The sequence below is a fragment of the Gimesia sp. genome, from assembly GCF_040219335.1.
In the GTDB taxonomy this organism is placed as follows: Bacteria; Planctomycetota; Planctomycetia; order Planctomycetales; family Planctomycetaceae; genus Gimesia.
This window is the reverse complement of record NZ_JAVJSQ010000006.1, coordinates 1-16387: the sequence shown is the minus strand read 5'-3', so window position 1 is coordinate 16387 and position 16387 is coordinate 1. Positions and strand designations below refer to the sequence as shown.

13 protein-coding genes are annotated in these 16387 nt (G+C 53.6%); 8 read left to right on the top strand and 5 right to left on the bottom strand.

The genetic code is table 11. The annotated features are described in order from the left end of the window. The first annotated feature begins 169 nt into the window (after nucleotides 1-169). The 4 genes from kdsB (at nucleotide 170) to RID21_RS06235 (ending at nucleotide 4383) form a co-directional block, all read left to right on the top strand. Entirely contained in the window at nucleotides 170-925 is a 756-nt protein-coding gene (kdsB, locus tag RID21_RS06250) for a 3-deoxy-manno-octulosonate cytidylyltransferase (RefSeq protein WP_350187795.1), read from the top strand. 188 nt (nucleotides 926-1113) lie between these two features. Then, nucleotides 1114-2778, top strand: coding sequence for a CTP synthase (pyrG, locus tag RID21_RS06245; RefSeq protein ID WP_350187794.1), 1665 nt, complete (start codon nucleotides 1114-1116; stop codon nucleotides 2776-2778). 52 nt (nucleotides 2779-2830) lie between these two features. Continuing rightward, nucleotides 2831-3760: a tRNA pseudouridine(55) synthase TruB gene (gene truB / locus RID21_RS06240; protein ID WP_350187792.1), complete on the top strand. Its 930-nt coding sequence runs from the start codon at nucleotides 2831-2833 to the stop codon at nucleotides 3758-3760. A gap of 47 nt (nucleotides 3761-3807) precedes the next feature. Continuing rightward, complete coding sequence (locus RID21_RS06235) at nucleotides 3808-4383, top strand: Maf family protein (protein WP_350187790.1); 576 nt, start codon at nucleotides 3808-3810, stop codon at nucleotides 4381-4383. A gap of 78 nt (nucleotides 4384-4461) precedes the next feature. On the opposite strand, the gene RID21_RS06230 is transcribed toward RID21_RS06235, so the two are convergent. The 3 genes from RID21_RS06230 to RID21_RS06220 form a co-directional block, all read right to left on the bottom strand. Then, nucleotides 4462-5013, bottom strand: a complete 552-nt coding sequence (locus RID21_RS06230) for an RNA polymerase sigma factor (protein WP_145041608.1) — start codon at nucleotides 5011-5013, stop codon at nucleotides 4462-4464. A 269-nt stretch (nucleotides 5014-5282) separates the two neighbouring features. After that, nucleotides 5283-5576 (bottom strand): hypothetical protein, encoded by a 294-nt coding sequence (locus RID21_RS06225; protein WP_350187788.1) that lies wholly within the window; start codon nucleotides 5574-5576, stop codon nucleotides 5283-5285. A 381-nt stretch (nucleotides 5577-5957) separates the two neighbouring features. Beyond that, a complete protein-coding gene (locus RID21_RS06220) occupies nucleotides 5958-7682 on the bottom strand; it encodes a hypothetical protein (RefSeq protein WP_350187786.1) in 1725 nt (574 codons plus the stop codon). Between the two features lie 506 nt (nucleotides 7683-8188). Between RID21_RS06220 and RID21_RS06215 the strand changes: the two genes are divergently transcribed. Together RID21_RS06215 and RID21_RS06210 are read left to right on the top strand one after the other, a co-directional pair. After that, nucleotides 8189-9625 carry a hypothetical protein gene (locus RID21_RS06215; RefSeq protein WP_350187784.1) on the top strand — a complete coding sequence of 479 codons (1437 nt, stop codon included), beginning with the start codon at nucleotides 8189-8191 and terminating at the stop codon, nucleotides 9623-9625. A 164-nt stretch (nucleotides 9626-9789) separates the two neighbouring features. Continuing rightward, a complete protein-coding gene (locus RID21_RS06210) occupies nucleotides 9790-10443 on the top strand; it encodes a hypothetical protein (RefSeq protein ID WP_350187782.1) in 654 nt (217 codons plus the stop codon). A gap of 81 nt (nucleotides 10444-10524) precedes the next feature. On the opposite strand, the gene RID21_RS06205 is transcribed toward RID21_RS06210, so the two are convergent. Next, a complete protein-coding gene (locus RID21_RS06205; RefSeq protein ID WP_350187781.1) occupies nucleotides 10525-11757 on the bottom strand; it encodes a DUF6807 domain-containing protein in 1233 nt (410 codons plus the stop codon). A 28-nt stretch (nucleotides 11758-11785) separates the two neighbouring features. Continuing rightward, the gene (locus RID21_RS06200; protein WP_350187780.1) at nucleotides 11786-13108 is read right to left on the bottom strand and encodes a Gfo/Idh/MocA family protein; all 1323 of its coding nucleotides are present in this window, start codon (nucleotides 13106-13108) and stop codon (nucleotides 11786-11788) included. 276 nt (nucleotides 13109-13384) lie between these two features. Between RID21_RS06200 and RID21_RS06195 the strand changes: the two genes are divergently transcribed. Continuing rightward, complete coding sequence (locus RID21_RS06195) at nucleotides 13385-14866, top strand: sulfatase (protein WP_350187778.1); 1482 nt, start codon at nucleotides 13385-13387, stop codon at nucleotides 14864-14866. Nucleotides 14867-14957: 91 nt separating this feature from the next. Beyond that, nucleotides 14958-15722 (top strand): hypothetical protein, encoded by a 765-nt coding sequence (locus tag RID21_RS06190; protein ID WP_350187776.1) that lies wholly within the window; start codon nucleotides 14958-14960, stop codon nucleotides 15720-15722. Nucleotides 15723-16387 lie beyond the last annotated feature (665 nt).

Sequence of the window (16387 nt, the reverse complement as noted above, 5' to 3'; positions counted from 1 at the left end):
AACTTCATTTCTGATCCAAGCCCAGCCTGATTTTACTCACAATCAGTTTCCTTAAGGGAATGGCGCGAATTTCCCCGGCTCCCACTTGCAGAGTCAGACAGGCTTGATACATTGGGCCAATTAAGGATTTTTTCAGCCAGCCGTTCTCTCAGACACAGGAGGTGTGCACGTGCCAGTGTGCGGCGTGATTCCCGCCCGACTCGAGTCATCGCGACTCCCCGGAAAACTGTTACTCAGTGAAACCGGGCAGACGCTGATTCAGCATACCTGGGAGGCAGCAGCCCGCTCCGAGCGGCTGGATCGCCTGATCGTGGCGACCGACAGTCTGGAGATTCTGGAAGCCGTACATGGCTTTGGCGGCAAGGCATTTCTGACGGGAGAGCATCCCAGCGGCACCGACCGGATTGCCGAAGTCGCTGAAAAAGAACTCTTCGATGCGGATATCCTGGTGAATATCCAGGGAGACGAACCCGAAATCGCGCCTGAATTCATCGACCAGCTGATCGACCTGCTGGAGTCCTCCCCGGAAGCCGAAATGGCGACGCTGGCAACGCCCATCCGCAGTCTGGATCAGTTACAGGATTCTTCTTGTACCAAAGTCGTCTGCAGACAGGATGGCTCGGCGCTGTACTTCAGTCGCCTGCCGATTCCCTTCACACGCGACGTCGCTCCCGAAACACTGCTACCCGAAGAGAGCCCCTGGTTATTGCACCTGGGCCTCTATGCCTACCGTCGACCATTTTTGCTTGAACTCACCAAAGTCTCTCCTACTCCTTTGGAGCAGCTGGAAAAACTGGAGCAGCTCAGGGCCCTGGAAACGGGTGCAAAGATTCAGGTCGGCACTGTCGCTCATCCCACCGTAGGCATCGATACCCCGGACGATTACGCCCGGTTCGTCAGCCGCTATCAGCAGGGAACGAATTAGATTGCAGTAAGTCGCTTATTGATCAACAGTTAAAGATCAACCCCCGGTTCGGTTTCAGGAATTCCCCTGCAGGCCTGACGTGTTAGAATATTCATGAGTGGCGACTGAGATCCGGCAGTCCTGCTCGCTTTTCATCCGATTAAAGCGTGCAATTTCGCATAGCTTTCCATATCATGCAGCAAAGATTAATGACAGCTCAAACAACAGACAGCGAAATGACCAAACACACCACAAAACACATTTTTGTCACCGGCGGCGTCGTCAGTTCTTTAGGGAAAGGTCTGACCTCGGCTTCCATCGGTCTGCTGCTCGAACAGCGCGGCCTGCGGGTCCGGATGCAGAAGCTCGATCCGTACATCAACATCGACCCCGGCACCATGAATCCTTACGAACATGGTGAAGTTTACGTACTCGATGACGGTTCAGAGACCGACCTCGACCTGGGTCACTATGAGCGGTTCACCAACAGCCCGCTCTCCCGCAAATCCAACTACACCACGGGGCAGATTTACCAGCGCGTGATTGAAAAAGAACGCCGGGGTGAATACCTGGGAGCGACCGTACAGGTCATTCCGCATATTACCGATGAAATCAAAGAATCGGTTTACAACCTGGCCAGCTCCGATGTCGATGTGGTCATCACCGAACTCGGGGGAACCGTGGGCGACATCGAAGGTCTGCCCTTCCTCGAAGCCATCCGTCAGATTCCGCTGGATATCGGCAAAGAAAACTGCCTGTTCATCCACCTGACGCTCCTGCCTTACATCAAGGCGGCGGGAGAAATGAAGACCAAACCGACTCAGCACAGTGTAGGCCTGCTGCGGCAGATCGGGATTCAGCCCGACGTCCTCATCGTGCGAACCGAACGTCCCATGGACAAAGATCACGCGGATAAGATCGCACTGTTCTGTAACGTCGAAAAAGGGGCGGTCATCGAAGAGGTCGATACCGAATATTCGATTTACGAAGTACCCCAGGGTCTGGCAGATGACGGGCTGGATAAGCTCATCATCCGCAAACTGCAGATCGACGCCGAGCCTCTGGATCTGACGAACTGGCGGACCCTGTTGAACCGCGTCAAAAATCCTGAGCACGAAGTGACTATCGCCGTTGTCGGAAAATACATCGATCACAAAGATGCTTACAAGTCGATTTACGAATCGCTGTTCCACGCCGGTTTCCATCACAATACCCGCATTCTGCTGAAGCGGATCGAAGCGGAAGAAGTCGAACGTCAGGGTGCTGAGAAATTGCTCTCCAACGTCGACGGGATACTGGTTCCCGGCGGTTTTGGAAAACGTGGCATCGAAGGCAAAATCGCGTCCGTAAAATTTGCCCGCGAAAACAAGATTCCTTACTTCGGAATCTGTCTGGGTATGCAGTGTGCGGTGATCGAATTTGCCCGGAATGTTCTGGGACTGCCCGGTGCCCACAGCACGGAATTCGACAGCGAAACCAGCGCCCCGGTGATCTGTCTGCTCGAAGAACAGAAAGAGATCACCGAAAAGGGGGGCACGATGCGACTGGGAGCCCAGGACTGCATCATCACCAAAGAGACCAAGGCACACACCTGTTACGGTGCAGACTCCATCAGCGAGCGGCACCGTCACCGTTACGAGTTCAATCCTGAATTCCGTACGCAGATGATCGAAGGGGGTATGATTCCGACCGGTACCAGTCCCAACGGGAACCTGGTCGAGATCGTCGAAATTCCGGATCATCCCTGGTTTCTTGCAGTTCAGTTCCACCCGGAATTCAAGTCCAAGCCGGTCAGCCCGCATCCGCTGTTTGCCGGGTTCGTCAGTGCGGCTCTGAATTATCATCAGCAGAAAGTGCGTGTCTCTGTTTCCTGACAGAGGCGCGTGTCTGATTCCGAAAAGTATCAGAACAGGGAGACTTTCCCCGATGAGCGGTTCTCTTTCGAAAGCAGACCTGCAACTCTCTGGATTGTTGAACGTTAATAAACCCGAGGACGTCACCTCTCGCCAGGTGGTCAACCAGTTTCAAAAGCTGGTCCGCCCGGCCCGAGTCGGCCATGCAGGGACACTCGATCCCCTGGCGACGGGAGTGCTGGTACTCTGCGTCGGTCCCTCAACCCGGTTGATCCGTTTTGTGCAGGATCAGCCCAAGGAATACATCGGCGAATTCGTTTTGGGAAAACGGAGCGACACCGACGATATCACGGGCGAAGTCGTCGAGACGCCGGACTGTCCGGTGATCGAACGGGAACAGCTGGAACGCTTACTGCCCACTTATCGTGGTTCCATTAAACAGACTCCGCCACAGTTTTCTGCAGTCCATGTGAATGGCAGACGGGCGTACGATCTGGCCCGCCAGGGTAAGACCGTTGAAATCGAGCCTCGCCCGGTCGAAGTCTATGAACTGGAAATCGTGAAATTTGAGTTTCCCCGTTTTCAACTGCGGATTGTCTGCGGTTCGGGAACTTACATTCGTTCGATCGGACGCGACCTGGGTGAAGACCTGGGCGTGGGCGCCACGATGACCTCGCTGGTACGCACACAGATTGGGGAATTCAAGCTGGAGTCAGCGCTGAGTCTCGAAGAACCGCCGACTCTGGAAGTGATCACTGCCAATCTGCAACCGCCGATCAAAGCCGTTCCCCATCTACCACATTACCAGTGCGATGCACGGGAATTGAGAGCCATCAGCCTGGGGCAGAAACTGACCGGCCCTCCGGAAAGGTTACCTGAGACAGACGAAATCACTGAAGTCGCGATCGTCAGTCCCGCGGGTGAGTTGGCAGCGATTGCGGAATGGGATCGTCCTCATCAGTGTCTCTCCCCTCGACAGGTTTATGCGCAGCGTCCTAACTAAACGGACCACTAGAGAAAAGAAATCTCCCGATTTAAGAAATGCGTACTATGCAACTCATTCTGGCCAGCACTTCAACTTATCGCGCGGAACAGTTACGGCGTCTGGGGATTCCATTTGAACAAGAGGATCCGCAGGTCGATGAAGACATTCTGAAGCAGGCTGGACTGCCTCCCGCAGAACTGGCCAAACGGCTGGCGCTGGAGAAAGCGTTCCAGGTTCAGCAGCGTTTCCCGACGGCGCTGATTATCGGCGGTGATCAACTGGTTTCCTTCGAAGGAGATGTGCTGGGGAAACCGGGTTCCAACGAACGGGCGGTTCAACAATTAATGCGACTGCAGGGGACCAGTCACGAACTGATCACGGCGATCGCGGTGCTGGGCCCGGCGTTTGAGGAAGTTCATTGTAACCACACGCGGCTCACGATGCGCGCTCTGGATGAAGCAGCGCTGCGGCGGTATGTCGAATATGACGAACCCTGGAACTGTGCCGGAGCGTATAAGATCGAAAGCCGGGGCATTGCCCTGTTTGAATCGATCGAATCAACCGACCACTCGGCGATTACCGGCATTCCGTTGATGGAGCTGACATCCCTGCTGAGACGCGCAGGCCTGGAACTCCCTTAAGCCAGGAGTCGCGCAACAAAAAACGCCTGCAGAGGCGGGCCTCCACAGGCGTGGTTCGATTCCTTTCATGAACGTCACTCATACGGACTGGACGTCCAACAGTGCTTCCCGCAGACGATTACGTGCGGTGTGCAGTCGACGCTTGATCGTCCCGATGGGCCGATCGAACTCGTCACTCATTTCCTTCAGGGACTGGCCCTTAAAGTAGAATGAGATCAGGGTCTGACGGTCGACTTCACCCAGCGATTCCAGTCCGCCACGCAGTTCAGTAGCCCGCTCGCTTTCCAGCAGTTTGTCCAGCGGGTTTTCCGGTTCATCGTCCAGGACGATGAAGGTATCCGGGCTCTGAATGCATTCGTTAGGCCGACGAACGGCTCGATTGATCGACATCCGGACGGCGATCTGCCGCAACCAGCCACCGAATCGCTCCGGTGCATTCAGCTGTGACAGTTTCCGCATGGCCTGGATGAAGACATCCTGAGTGACTTCACTGGCTTCAGCGTGGTTACGCAGACGCTTCATTACGATCGCGAAGACCGTAGATTCAAATTGAACAACAAGTGAACCGAAGGCGTCCCGATCTCCATTCTGAGCAGCCGTAACTAACTCGATTAAGTTCTGATCTTCCATTGTAGTATCTCTTCTCTGTCCCTGAATCAGGACTCTGAATTCATTGAAGTTCAAAGTGGTTCGTTAAGCACATGCAAACCAGAAACGGAACAGCGTTTGAATCAGCCGCGAGACCAGAGAAAAAGCGGGTGCGCTTTCACAGGTCACCAGGGGCCCAACGTGCTACGTTTGCCAGTGAATGTGGCAGGGTCAGCTAAAAGGCTGTCGCGTTTTAACCAACCACTTTGAGTAAACGATTTTCTGCTAAAAAGCAGGGAACAGGAATCTGCTTACGAAGCAGTTCCGGTCACGGTGGTCAGGGGGGTTCCCGTTATCTGCATATATCTTTGATAGAGCAGATGCATTGTGGGTTGATGTTGACAACAACAATGCCAACCCATCGGGGAGGACCCCGGCATACCACCGGATTCCGACAATCGTTCTCCACTTAGAGGGCTTAACGCATCTGTACGGAGGGCGGCACGGACGACATCAATCGCTTTCACGACAGCTGCTGCTTTGACAAACACGCTGTTGTTAATTGCTTTGACGACGAAACGACGATTCTGTTTAGAAAAAATCATCAGTGCACCTCCTGCGTTAAACCGCAGAGAAAGAGACTATAAAAAGAGAGGCTCGTGCCTCATAAGAAAAAAACGGACACAAGCCGTTCACAGGTAATTCAGCGGATAAACCAGTTATGATGAGTAACAGGAGTATCCCTCTGCCAGTATGACAACAATGCCCTGACAAAGGTTCGCTCATTTTTGACAGTTTTCGGAAAAATGTCGATTCTTTCAAGAGAAGTTTTACGGATTCCCCGGTGAAACGGAACATTCCGGATCTGTGCCGCCCCACCGGGAGATCTGTAATCTATTTACTCACAAAAACTTACGAACAGAGTCCCCCACTCAAAAGCAGGGCGACATTTTTTCAGTATTTTTCCACAAAAGAGAGTGCCTGTCTTATTTCTGACGGGAAATCAGCGAATAAACTTTGAACCCGTTCTGCAGATTCTCAACCGGAATATAGGTTTTCGTGCTGAGTGACTGTTTTCCGGTAGTCAGGCTGAAGGTCAGATACGAGTCCTGGATGCCCAGTTCCCGGATCTGTTTTTCAGCAAAGGGCCCTGTCTGCTTTCGGCTCTCAGCAAAGATATTCAGAATCCGCATCACGGTGCCTGAGACATCGACGAGGGCTACCAGATTCGCCTTTTCCGCACCATGGGCGCGGGCTTTTTGAAAGGCGGGCTGGTTTTGCGCGGTCAGCGACGATTTCTCCGGCGCGTTGAGGGCTTCCATGAATTTCTGCATCGAGGCAGATCCCCCCATAACCTGCAGGACCTTCCCTTCTGGATACGCCATGCGGTTGGTGATCCCGGAGGGGCCGTAGAGAATTTCGAGCATCCGCTTCTGGATCTGCAGCGGATCGGACGCCGGATCGAGTTCCTGCTTGATGACAGTCAGGTCAACGGGGATACCACCTGCCTGTTCTGCATCGGGCTTAAAAGTGATTTCCTGCTTGATGCCGGGCAGTGAGATATTCTGCATGATCTGCATCATCTGATGCGTCAGAGTCCGCAGCTTGTCCGACGGAGTGACTTCGGAAACCGTGTAGGCATGCATCACGCCATCTGCGAGTTTGCCCAGTTCGAAGGAAAAGTAGTAACTGCCGAACTTGAGGCTGCGGATTTCTTTGACGATCTCCGTGAACTTCTCTTTGGCTTCGGCGTTCTGCTGTGTTTCATCAAACATCTGGGCGGTCATGTTCATACCCCAGGTAATCAGCGCATCCGCATTGCCGGCACCAGCGATGTAAGCCAGTTGATGTGCGGGAAAATGTCCCAGCTGATTTAACGGCTGAGGCGGATTGGACTGAAACAGTTGATCGGTTTCGGAATCGGGTTTGACCTCAAACAGGCTTGACAGGCCGACCCCCTGCTCCGAAAACTGAAATGTGGTGGTATAAGCGTGCGAATCTTTGACGGCCTGCAGGGAGCCTTTCGCCAGCGTCGAGTAGAGACCGAGAATCGGTTTTGCATTGACGCCGGGCGCCGCGTTCATGGTTTTGGCGAGTTCAGTCAGTCTGCGATCGACCTGTCCCTCGGCCCGTTTGAGCTGAGCCTGATAGATCTGGACCATCTTCTTTAGATTAAGATACACCGAGAGATCACCGGAATCAAACAGACCTTTCGCAGCCGGGCTGAGTTGAGATTCGAACGACTGATCCGACTGCTTGAGACTGGCCTGTGCCTGTTCGACGAGTTGCTGGTCTTCGCTGTAAATCAGCCATTTCTCCTGCAAAGCCGAGTGATATTTTTCACCCAGTGCGTCTTTGCAGGCAGCGGCGTCATTCACAGGAACAATGAAGAGCAAGCCCGGATCCTGTTCGGCATGCAGAAAGACGCCAATGCTGATCGTCCGTGCCGGGTCGACGCCTTCCCAGGTCGGATTTGAGAGTGAACGCCCCACGACGGTTCGCACGTTGGCAGCCAGCAGACCACTGATGGCTTCGTCGACCTGACTCGTGAGCTGGGTCATCCTCTGTAATGTTGCCTGAGGCTGCTTCAGTCGAATCACGATGCCCGCCTCAGAAGAGATCGCAGCAGTGGGAACTTCAGCAGCTGACACGGCAGACAGTGATATCAGTAACAGGCAGAACAACAGACCTGATTTCCAGTTGAACAGCATTTTCATTCACTCCGTTTATTAAAAATCGCAAAGTTGGTGAGGCGGATGCCTCATTATATCTGTTGTGGAATGGGCTGAGGACTAAACAGCACCGAGAAACTCGGACATTTTTAAACCATTTCCATATCAGTATTTACCCTGATTCAGATCTTCCCCGCCCCATGACACCAGTGAAAACCCCCTTCTGAAAGAACTGCGGTAATCTGGGGGTTTCGGGAAGAGTTTTCGCATCAGGAAACGGCTGGCGATAAAAACGGACGCACGGCATTTGCTTTCAGTATCACCTGCAACAGTCGGTGTTTTACAAATCTGAACTCGTGCCGGAATTTCGTGAATACCGATGAAAATGGAGTCACCATCGATGCGGTCATGTCGGGGATCTGGCGATCAAAGGATTGATTACTGCCTCTGCCGACCGTTGTCACTCTTAGTGACTCATCGTTCTCAACAACACTGTTCTTGTAATAGACGACAAAGATCTCGTTGAAGGATCACAAAGAGCATCAATGTCTACTGGATTTGCCGGCTCTCGTTCCATGGATGAACGCCGACGCCGCAGACTGGCGTCGGAATGTTCTGAATCGCTCGATAACGCGAATGACGATTCAGATTCCCCTCGACTTGCGCGCACGCATCGTTTCGCTGCGGGACAGTATCCGCTACGGACACTGATCTTTCCGCGTCGCTGGAAGCTTGCGCTCTATTACCTGCCGGTACTGCTCTGTTTTTCCGGGCTGATCGCGGCTGACTTTTATCGGGCAGAACTTCCGCCGGAAGGAAAAACGCTCTCTGGCTTGCTGTCACTGAAACAGAGTCCCCTGCTCCCCGTACTGGGAGGCGGCCTCTTGTTCATGACCGGGCAGCTGGCATTGCTGATCGCATCCCTGCGGACTCAAAGCCTGCATGATTTCTCCGGACGATACCGGCTCTGGAAATGGATTGCCTGCGGTCTGTTTCTACTCGCACTGTGCCTGACGACACAGCTGCACACCGTCTGGGCTCAGACTGTGATTGAACTGCGGTTGTTTGACTGGGGACCACATACGGGTCTGCTGGCCTGGCTGGCACCAGCCCTGGCGTTCGGGTGTACGGTGGCGTTAATGGCGTACCTGGAAATGCGTGGCGACCGGGCGGGGCTAAACCTGCTGATTGTGGCAGGGGCCACTTATGTTTTGAGTCTGACCTTCCAGTTTACCGATAACCTGATTCCGGGCGAGGCCTGGCATCACATGATCGACGCGGGGCTGTTTTACTTCGCTCACTGGTGTCTGTTTACCAGCCTGCTGCTGCATACACATCATCTGCTGTATCATTCCGTGGATCTGCCCGAGAAGGCTCCTTCCCGCTTCAAGCATGCGGCGAAGGGATATCTGTATCGACGTCGTATTCGCGGCAAAGCGAAACGGGTTGCCCGGGCTCTGCAGCGGAAAGCACGTCTGCAGGAAAAAGAACAACAACAGAAAGAACGGGCAGAACAGAAACAGGCCGAGAAAGTACGTCTGGAACAGGAACGCACAGAAAAAGCGAAACTGAAAGAGGAACAGGCGGCCGCTGCAGCTGAGAAGAAACAGGCAGCCAAAGCAGCTGCGGAAGAAAAGGCCGCACAGAAAGTGGCTGAAAAGGAAGCTGCGAAACAGGCAGCAGCCGAAAAAGCGGCCCAGAAAGCAGCGCAGAAAAAGGCCGTGAAACAGCCCGATCCTGAACCAGAATCGGAAACGGTCGATGAAACTTCCGAACCGGAGTCTCAAGGCGAGCAACCGTCAGAACAGCAGCCCACTTCGAGCAAACGGTCTAAGACGGTCAAAAAGAAAACGCGCGTCGACCTGAATCATGATCCGGAACAGCTGAAAGGGTTGAGCAAGCGCGAACGTCGTAAGCTGCAGAAACAGTGGCGTGACGAAGAGCGTCGTCTGGCGGCACAGGAAGCCGAGGACTGGGAATAATTCTCCCGATTTTTGTGATCCGGATTTGAATTTCGCTCGTTTCCCTGCCCGATTCGTTATAGACTGACGGTCATCAGGCGGTCACCCCCTTGTGGTATTCCCTCGATATCGCCTGTTTTCGACACAGTTTTCGCTCCGCCAGCCGGAATAAAGGATAAGCGACGATGTCCGATGACAATTTTTACGCAGACGATGATCAATTCAAACCGGAAGAATATTCGGCTCCCCCCAAACCGGGGATGAGCTCCGGGGTCAAGATTCTGCTCATCCTGCTGGCGCTCGGGGGCATCGGCATGTTGCTCTGCTGCGGCGGTATCTTTTATGCCGTACGCAATGTGAAAGCCAAGGTCACCGAGAACAAACAGGAGATCACCGAAATCCAGAATGAGATTGCCACGATCAACATTCCCGAATATTTCGTTCCCCAGATGGGCATGTCGGCGGATGTGATCGGCAAAAAGATCCTGATGGCGATCTACGAGGAAAAAGAGAAAGATGGCGGCCTGGTGTTGATGAGTTTCGGTATGCCAAACGATGGCATGGTCGACATGAACCAAGAGTTCCGTCAAAACCTGAAACAACAGAATCAGAACCAGCGGGAACTGAAGATCGATAAAACGGAACAGAAAGAATTCGAAATCAACGGTGAAAAAGTCGAATTTACGTTCGCCGAAGGCACGGATAAGAACGACAAGAGGTTTCACCAGGTCATGGGTGTCTTCCCGGGTAAAACCGGAGCGACATTCCTGTTCCTGCAGATCGCGTCTGACAAATACAACGCAGAAGAGATTGAAAACATGATCAAGTCGATCAAGTAGTCACAATCTGACTTCAGTCACGTCACTGGCCCGAATCCCTGTTCGGGCCAGTTTTTTATGCGCGTGATGGGATCAACAATATTAAGGACCGCTGATCACTTTGACCTCAGGCGGCTCGGCCAGGTCAGTCCATAAGCGTTGATCCACTTCCTGGCTGGGCTTACCGTCATGCACGTAGAACCGATAGCGTGAGACATAGGGTTGGCCCGACTGGATATCAAAGGGATCGAGCGAAGCGACCGCGAAACAGAAATAAGGCATCGTGGGATGCAGTCGCACCGGTTGCGGCGACCGGAAATTGGTCGGTGCACTGAAAATCGCCACCCCGGCGGTTTCGTCGCCCAGAGGACCATACATCTCGACCCAGTGTGGCCGCGACTGGTTGCCGTTGGTCTTGTTCTTGCCTTCGCTGGTCAGATAATCGTAGCCATGATTCGTATGCCAGTCGGCGTGTCCACGAATGGTCATGCCGCCGTAATGGATCTTATCAATGGTGACCGGTTTTTCGGTCGCACACTTCTGCACAGAAACGATATCAAACAGGAACTGTTTCTCCAGCGCATAGACGCGGACCTTCCAGTTTTCGTTGAGCATCGTCACGGGGCCGGTCTTTTTTGTGAGGTCGATGTGTTCGATGGAAGTATCAATTTCGCCGAACACAGGACCGCCGGTGAATGAATTGACCTGGCTGTGAGCGACTTTGCCCAGTTTGGACTTCTGGTCCCAACCGTTGTTCTCCCGCCCTTCGAAGAGGATCTTTCGCCAGGAGAACATGATGCCGTGCTGGTGGGCATGATCGGGGTTGAAGTCATCGGTAATCACTTTGCCGGAGGGCGTATAGAGCGGATGAATGTAGCCACTCTTGTCGTAGTAAGACTCATCCCGTTTCGGAGCCTTGACGATGGCGTGATTGTAGGTCAGCACCGGCTTGTCAGCGACTTTGACATTCAAATGGCTGCCGTCATCGACGACGGTAACCTGATCGGCAGGCTTTGTGAATTGCGCCGCATGGAGGCGATATTGACGCGAGGTGCCTGCGGGCAGTGGTTTGCTGAGAATCCAGACCAGTGTCCGTTCGGAACCCGAGGCATCAATCTGAACCGGAACTTCCTTGCCGTCATCGAGGCGGACCAGCGTCAGCTGTTTCTGATTCTGAAGTGGTTCAGGTACGGGGAGACTGATGACGGTCTGCTGCCGATCGTGTTTGCCGGCGCTGACTTCCAGGGTGACGGCGGGACCTGCATACAGGGATGTTTCGGTCCCTGCAAACAGTGCCAGCATCAGGAGTGCGATAGTTCGTAGTAGTGATTTCATGTGTGACTTCAATCTATAAAGCGGCATCTTAGAGTGTCCATCCTTTGCGGTATTCGCGTTGTACGTATTGCGCGGCCTGGTCGGTATTCGTGGCAGCACCTTTCTCTGCATCCCATTCCACTTTCTCGCCGACGCGGAACGCGAGATTGCCCAGCAGGATTGTTTCCGTTAATGGGGCTGCGTAATCGAAGTGGCAGTTGGTTTTGCCGTTGCCTTTACAGGCTTCGTACCATTCCTGGCGATGATTGCCGATTGCCGGTGGAATCGTTTTCGGCGGTGCTTTGAAGCCGGCGAATTTTTCTTCGGGCAGCAATACGCGCTTACCGTAATCTGCAGCCAGCATGCCATCGGTGCCGACAAACAGGATTCCCGCCGCCCATTCGGGGCCGCCCAGTTCGAGAACAGGTTCCGGGGTGTTGCGTCCGTGATACCAGATCACCTCGACGGGAGGCTTCGATCCCCGAGCCGGGAACTGCCAGTGACAGTCGAGCCAGAACGGAGTGGAGTCGGGGTGCAGCTCAGGTCCTTTGGTTTCGACCGCGTGGGGATACTGTAGATCCAGCGACCAGAAAATCAGGTCCATGTAGTGACAGCCCATGTTCCCCAGCGTGCCGTTGCCGAAGTCCCACCAGTAGTGCCAGTCGTGGGGATGGTAACAGGGATGAAAATTCTGCATCGGCGCCGGACCGACCCAGAGATCCCAGTTCAGGGTTTTAGGAATCGGCTGCGGTTCTGCAGGACGATCGACGACATGCTTGTAACGCCGCCAGCCTCCCGGTCGTCCAAACCAGACGTGGACCTGCTGCACATCGCCGATGGCTCCAGATTGAATGAGCTCGACGGTCCGCCGGTAATTTTCACCGGCGTGGTTCTGTGTGCCCATCTGGGTGACAACGTTTTCCTCACGGGCCACGCGCTGCATTTCGCGAACTTCATGAATGGAGTGGGCCAGCGGCTTTTCGCAGTAGACGTGTTTGCCGCGTCGCATGGCGTTGATAGCGATGGTGGCGTGGGTGTGGTTGGGAGTCGTCACAACGACGGCGTCGATCTCGTTTTCCAGCTTATCGAGCATGACGCGAAAATCGGCGAAGGATTTCGCTTTCGGGAACTTCGCCTGGTATTTGTCGGTGCGGGCGGAATCGACGTCGCACAGGCCGACAATATTCTGGCTGGAGACCAGCCCCAGGTTCGCGTTCCCCTGGTTCCCCAGACCGATACAGGCGATGTTGAGCTTCTCGTTGGGTGAGGTGCTTTCAGCCTGGGCCGTGTGTGCCCCGAGCCAGAGGCCCGCTCCTGCCAGAGCCGAACGTTGTAACATTTCACGTCGCGTCAGTTTCGTTGAGGTGCTCATAAACTCCCTGTCTGTCGATGCCTTGCTCTGTTTAAGGTTCTGGAGATTTACCATCCAGCCCTGCCCTTTATTAAACCTTATTGCGTTATTCAAAACCAGCCTGAAATGAAAATCGGGCTCCCTAAGTCTTCCAGCAGATGAGAATGCCTCTTTCCGGGAGATGCTTCATTTGAAATACTCAACTGAATTCAGAACGCGATGTTGTATTTCCCCCGCGGCAGAGAGATATTATGTCCGTCAGATATCCATTATTTTTTCCTGTCCAGGAGCGCTTCCATGATGACCTCGATGCGACTGCGGCCCTTTTTTCTACTCAGCCTGTTTGCCCTCTGTTTTGGTATGGTCCAGCGCCTCTCGACAGCCGCCGAGAAACCGAATGTGCTGTTCATTGCCGTGGATGACCTGCGGCCCGAGTTGGGCTGTTATGGTGCGTCACATATTCAGAGTCCGCACATTGATCAGCTGGCGGCCAGTGGTCTGCTGTTCAACCGGGCTTATTGCCAGCAGGCGGTCTGTTCGCCTTCACGAACGAGCCTGATGACCGGGCTGCGTCCCGATTCCACCAAGGTCTACGATCTGGATACGCACTTCCGTAAGACGGTGCCCGATGTGGTGACGCTGACGCAGCAGTTCATGAAGCATGGTTACAAGTCGATCGGGATGGGCAAAATCTATCATGGGAGTCTGAACGATAAGGCGTCATGGGATGCCTACCCCACGGTCAGAGGCAGAGGATATCAATTGCCTGAGACGCTGGCGGGAATTCGGGAACGGACTAAAGGACTCGACGTAAAAAAAATGAACTGGCGGCAACGTTCTAAGCTGACGCGGGGTCCCGCTACGGAGATGGCAGATGTGCCGGACGCACAGTACCGCGACGGGGCGATCGCCGAGCGAGCGATTAAATCACTCCGGGAGTTGAAACAGAGTCAGCAGCCGTTCTTCCTGGCGGTCGGATTTTTGAAGCCGCACCTCCCCTTTGTGGCGCCGCAGAAGTACTGGGATCTCTACGACCGCAGGCAGATCAAACTGGCGGAGAACCGCTTCCCGCCTAAGAATGCACCGAAAATCGCGTTGACCAACTGGGGAGAACTGCGGAACTATTCTGACATGCCGGCCAAAGGGGATCTGACTGATGAGCAGCAACTCCAGCTGCGGCACGGTTACTATGCCTGCGTCAGTTTCACTGATGCGAACATTGGTAAAGTGCTGGACGAACTGCAGCGGCTGGAACTGGATGAGAACACGATTGTGATTCTGTGGGGCGATCATGGCTGGAAGCTGGGCGAACACAACGGCTGGTGCAAGCATACGAACTTTGAAAACGACACCCGTGTGCCGCTCATTATTCGGGCACCGGGTATGCAGGCGCAGGGAAAAACCAGCGAGGCCCTGGTGGAGTTTGTGGATATCTACCCGACACTCTGCGATTTAGCGGGGCTCCCCCTGCCCACGCACCTGGAAGGGACCAGCTTCAAACCGTTGTTAAGCAACCCGCAGCGTCCCTGGAAGCCGGCCGCTTTCAGCCAGTATCCACGGGGACGCGTGATGGGTTATTCAATGAAAACGGATCGCTACCGCTACACCGAATGGCAGGACCGCAAGTCAGGCAAGGTCGTCGACCGCGAATTGTACGACCATCAGCAGGACGGCGCCGAGAACGAGAACATCGCCGGTCAACCGGACCAGAAGCAGGTGGTGAAACAACTGTCGGCTCAGCTGAAGAAGAACTGGAAAGGGGCTGTGGTGCCTGATTGAGGGGCTAATTGGGACGCAGGCTTGCGATGGGTTCCATTATTGAAGCCTGACACGTTTTCTATTTCTCCCTGTTTTATCAGGAGTAAGTAGTATGAGCTTTTCCCATTTTCTCAGTGCGTCTATTCTTCTGGGGGCCTTATTAGCCGGACCTCTGGACCGACTGTTCGCGCAACAGGAGAACTCACCGACGAAGGAGTATCTCGGGTTTCCGGTGAATGTCCCCAAGAAGCTAACAGTGAACTGGCAAGATACACAGGCCCCATTACTGCGATCAGGTGCTGAGTCACCTGAGATGATCAAAGGAAAACGTGCCGTTTATGAACTGAAGCATGGCTCCCGAAAGCAGACTATTCCTGTGGTTGTCTTCTCCGATCCCCAATCAGGCCTGATCTGGGCGGGCCCCGAACGGGATGCTTATCTGGAGTTGAACGAGAGGATTCTGGGCTTTAGTCTCATAGGCCATCGCATCGACTGGTGCGAGAGTTTACTGCAGCGTGATCCCAATAAAGCATCCCCTGACCTGACATCTCGTTTTGAACAGGATATCTCGGGGTTCACATTGCTGCAGTCAGCGCTGCCTTCCAGCGAACTGTTGATGAAAGAATATTCAACCAGGCTGGGGGCGCATATCAAAAACCCGTGGATGTTTACGAATGGTGCATTCAGCTCTCAAGGTGCCACCCCGATTCTCAAAAAACTGCAATGGGACGCCGGCTTATTGAAACTTGATTTGACTGATCAGACGAAAAAGTTTGCCGCGACGGTCTGGATTGATCCCCAGACCAGAAAGGTAAAAAAAGCCGTGGAGAAACCCTGGAACTTTTTTGGTGACATCAACAAAAAGGCTCAGCAGTAAAGATAGATTGTATCAGGAGTCAGACAATGCTTCTTACATTGACTGCCTTTGGACTTTGTTTTCTTTTCACTGTCATTGACCAGATTTGTCTTTCCATCGCCTGTCGGCATGCGCGAAATGCAGACTTGGTAATCAGTAAGTCGGATGAACTTCTTAATGTGCGTGAATTGAAAACATGGTCGATGATTTCTGATTTCGCCCGTTGTGATTCGAATGAGAAATTGAGAGGCCTGGTCACAGTGCATAACTTCCTTTTCAAAGCACGTATCGTGACTTTTCTTCTGTTTATCCTGGCAGGTCTGTACTCTGTAACCAAATGGTAAACGGCATCAGACACGCATCGTGTCTTTTCTCCCTGTCACCCGGCGGGCGGACACATGGGTCCGCACCCTACTATTCAGCGGTTGGCGGGCTGGTTCTGGATTGATTTTTCAACCGGGGCTAAGGCCCTGCGGCTGCTTTGATTTGAGCGGAATAGCGTTTGCCACCGTGATGTACTTTGATGATCTCACTGATTACCGGCGGCTAGTAACTCCGCTCTTAAGTTCGTTCTCACCAGAAAGAATATTTACGCCGTCTTCCTGTTTTTTGTAGACCACCAGATTACTGGTGACAAAAATGCTCTTCCGAGGTCTGATGAGGAATCTCACCTCACCCACCAGAAC

Bases quoted from the DNA above. Each gene is read 5' to 3' on its own strand.
- truB (WP_350187792.1), top strand. From the start codon at position 2,831: ATGAGCGGTTCTCTTTCGAAAGCAGACCTGCAACTCTCTGGATTGTTG.
- RID21_RS06220 (WP_350187786.1), bottom strand. From the start codon at position 7,682: ATGCTGTTCAACTGGAAATCAGGTCTGTTGTTCTGCCTGTTACTGATA.
- RID21_RS06195 (WP_350187778.1), top strand. From the start codon at position 13,385: ATGATGACCTCGATGCGACTGCGGCCCTTTTTTCTACTCAGCCTGTTT.
- RID21_RS06215 (WP_350187784.1), top strand. From the start codon at position 8,189: ATGTCTACTGGATTTGCCGGCTCTCGTTCCATGGATGAACGCCGACGC.
- RID21_RS06190 (WP_350187776.1), top strand. From the start codon at position 14,958: ATGAGCTTTTCCCATTTTCTCAGTGCGTCTATTCTTCTGGGGGCCTTA.
- RID21_RS06205 (WP_350187781.1), bottom strand. From the start codon at position 11,757: ATGAAATCACTACTACGAACTATCGCACTCCTGATGCTGGCACTGTTT.
- RID21_RS06225 (WP_350187788.1), bottom strand. From the start codon at position 5,576: ATGATTTTTTCTAAACAGAATCGTCGTTTCGTCGTCAAAGCAATTAAC.
- RID21_RS06210 (WP_350187782.1), top strand. From the start codon at position 9,790: ATGTCCGATGACAATTTTTACGCAGACGATGATCAATTCAAACCGGAA.
- pyrG (WP_350187794.1), top strand. From the start codon at position 1,114: ATGACAGCTCAAACAACAGACAGCGAAATGACCAAACACACCACAAAA.
- RID21_RS06235 (WP_350187790.1), top strand. From the start codon at position 3,808: ATGCAACTCATTCTGGCCAGCACTTCAACTTATCGCGCGGAACAGTTA.
- RID21_RS06200 (WP_350187780.1), bottom strand. From the start codon at position 13,108: ATGAGCACCTCAACGAAACTGACGCGACGTGAAATGTTACAACGTTCG.
- RID21_RS06230 (WP_145041608.1), bottom strand. From the start codon at position 5,013: ATGGAAGATCAGAACTTAATCGAGTTAGTTACGGCTGCTCAGAATGGA.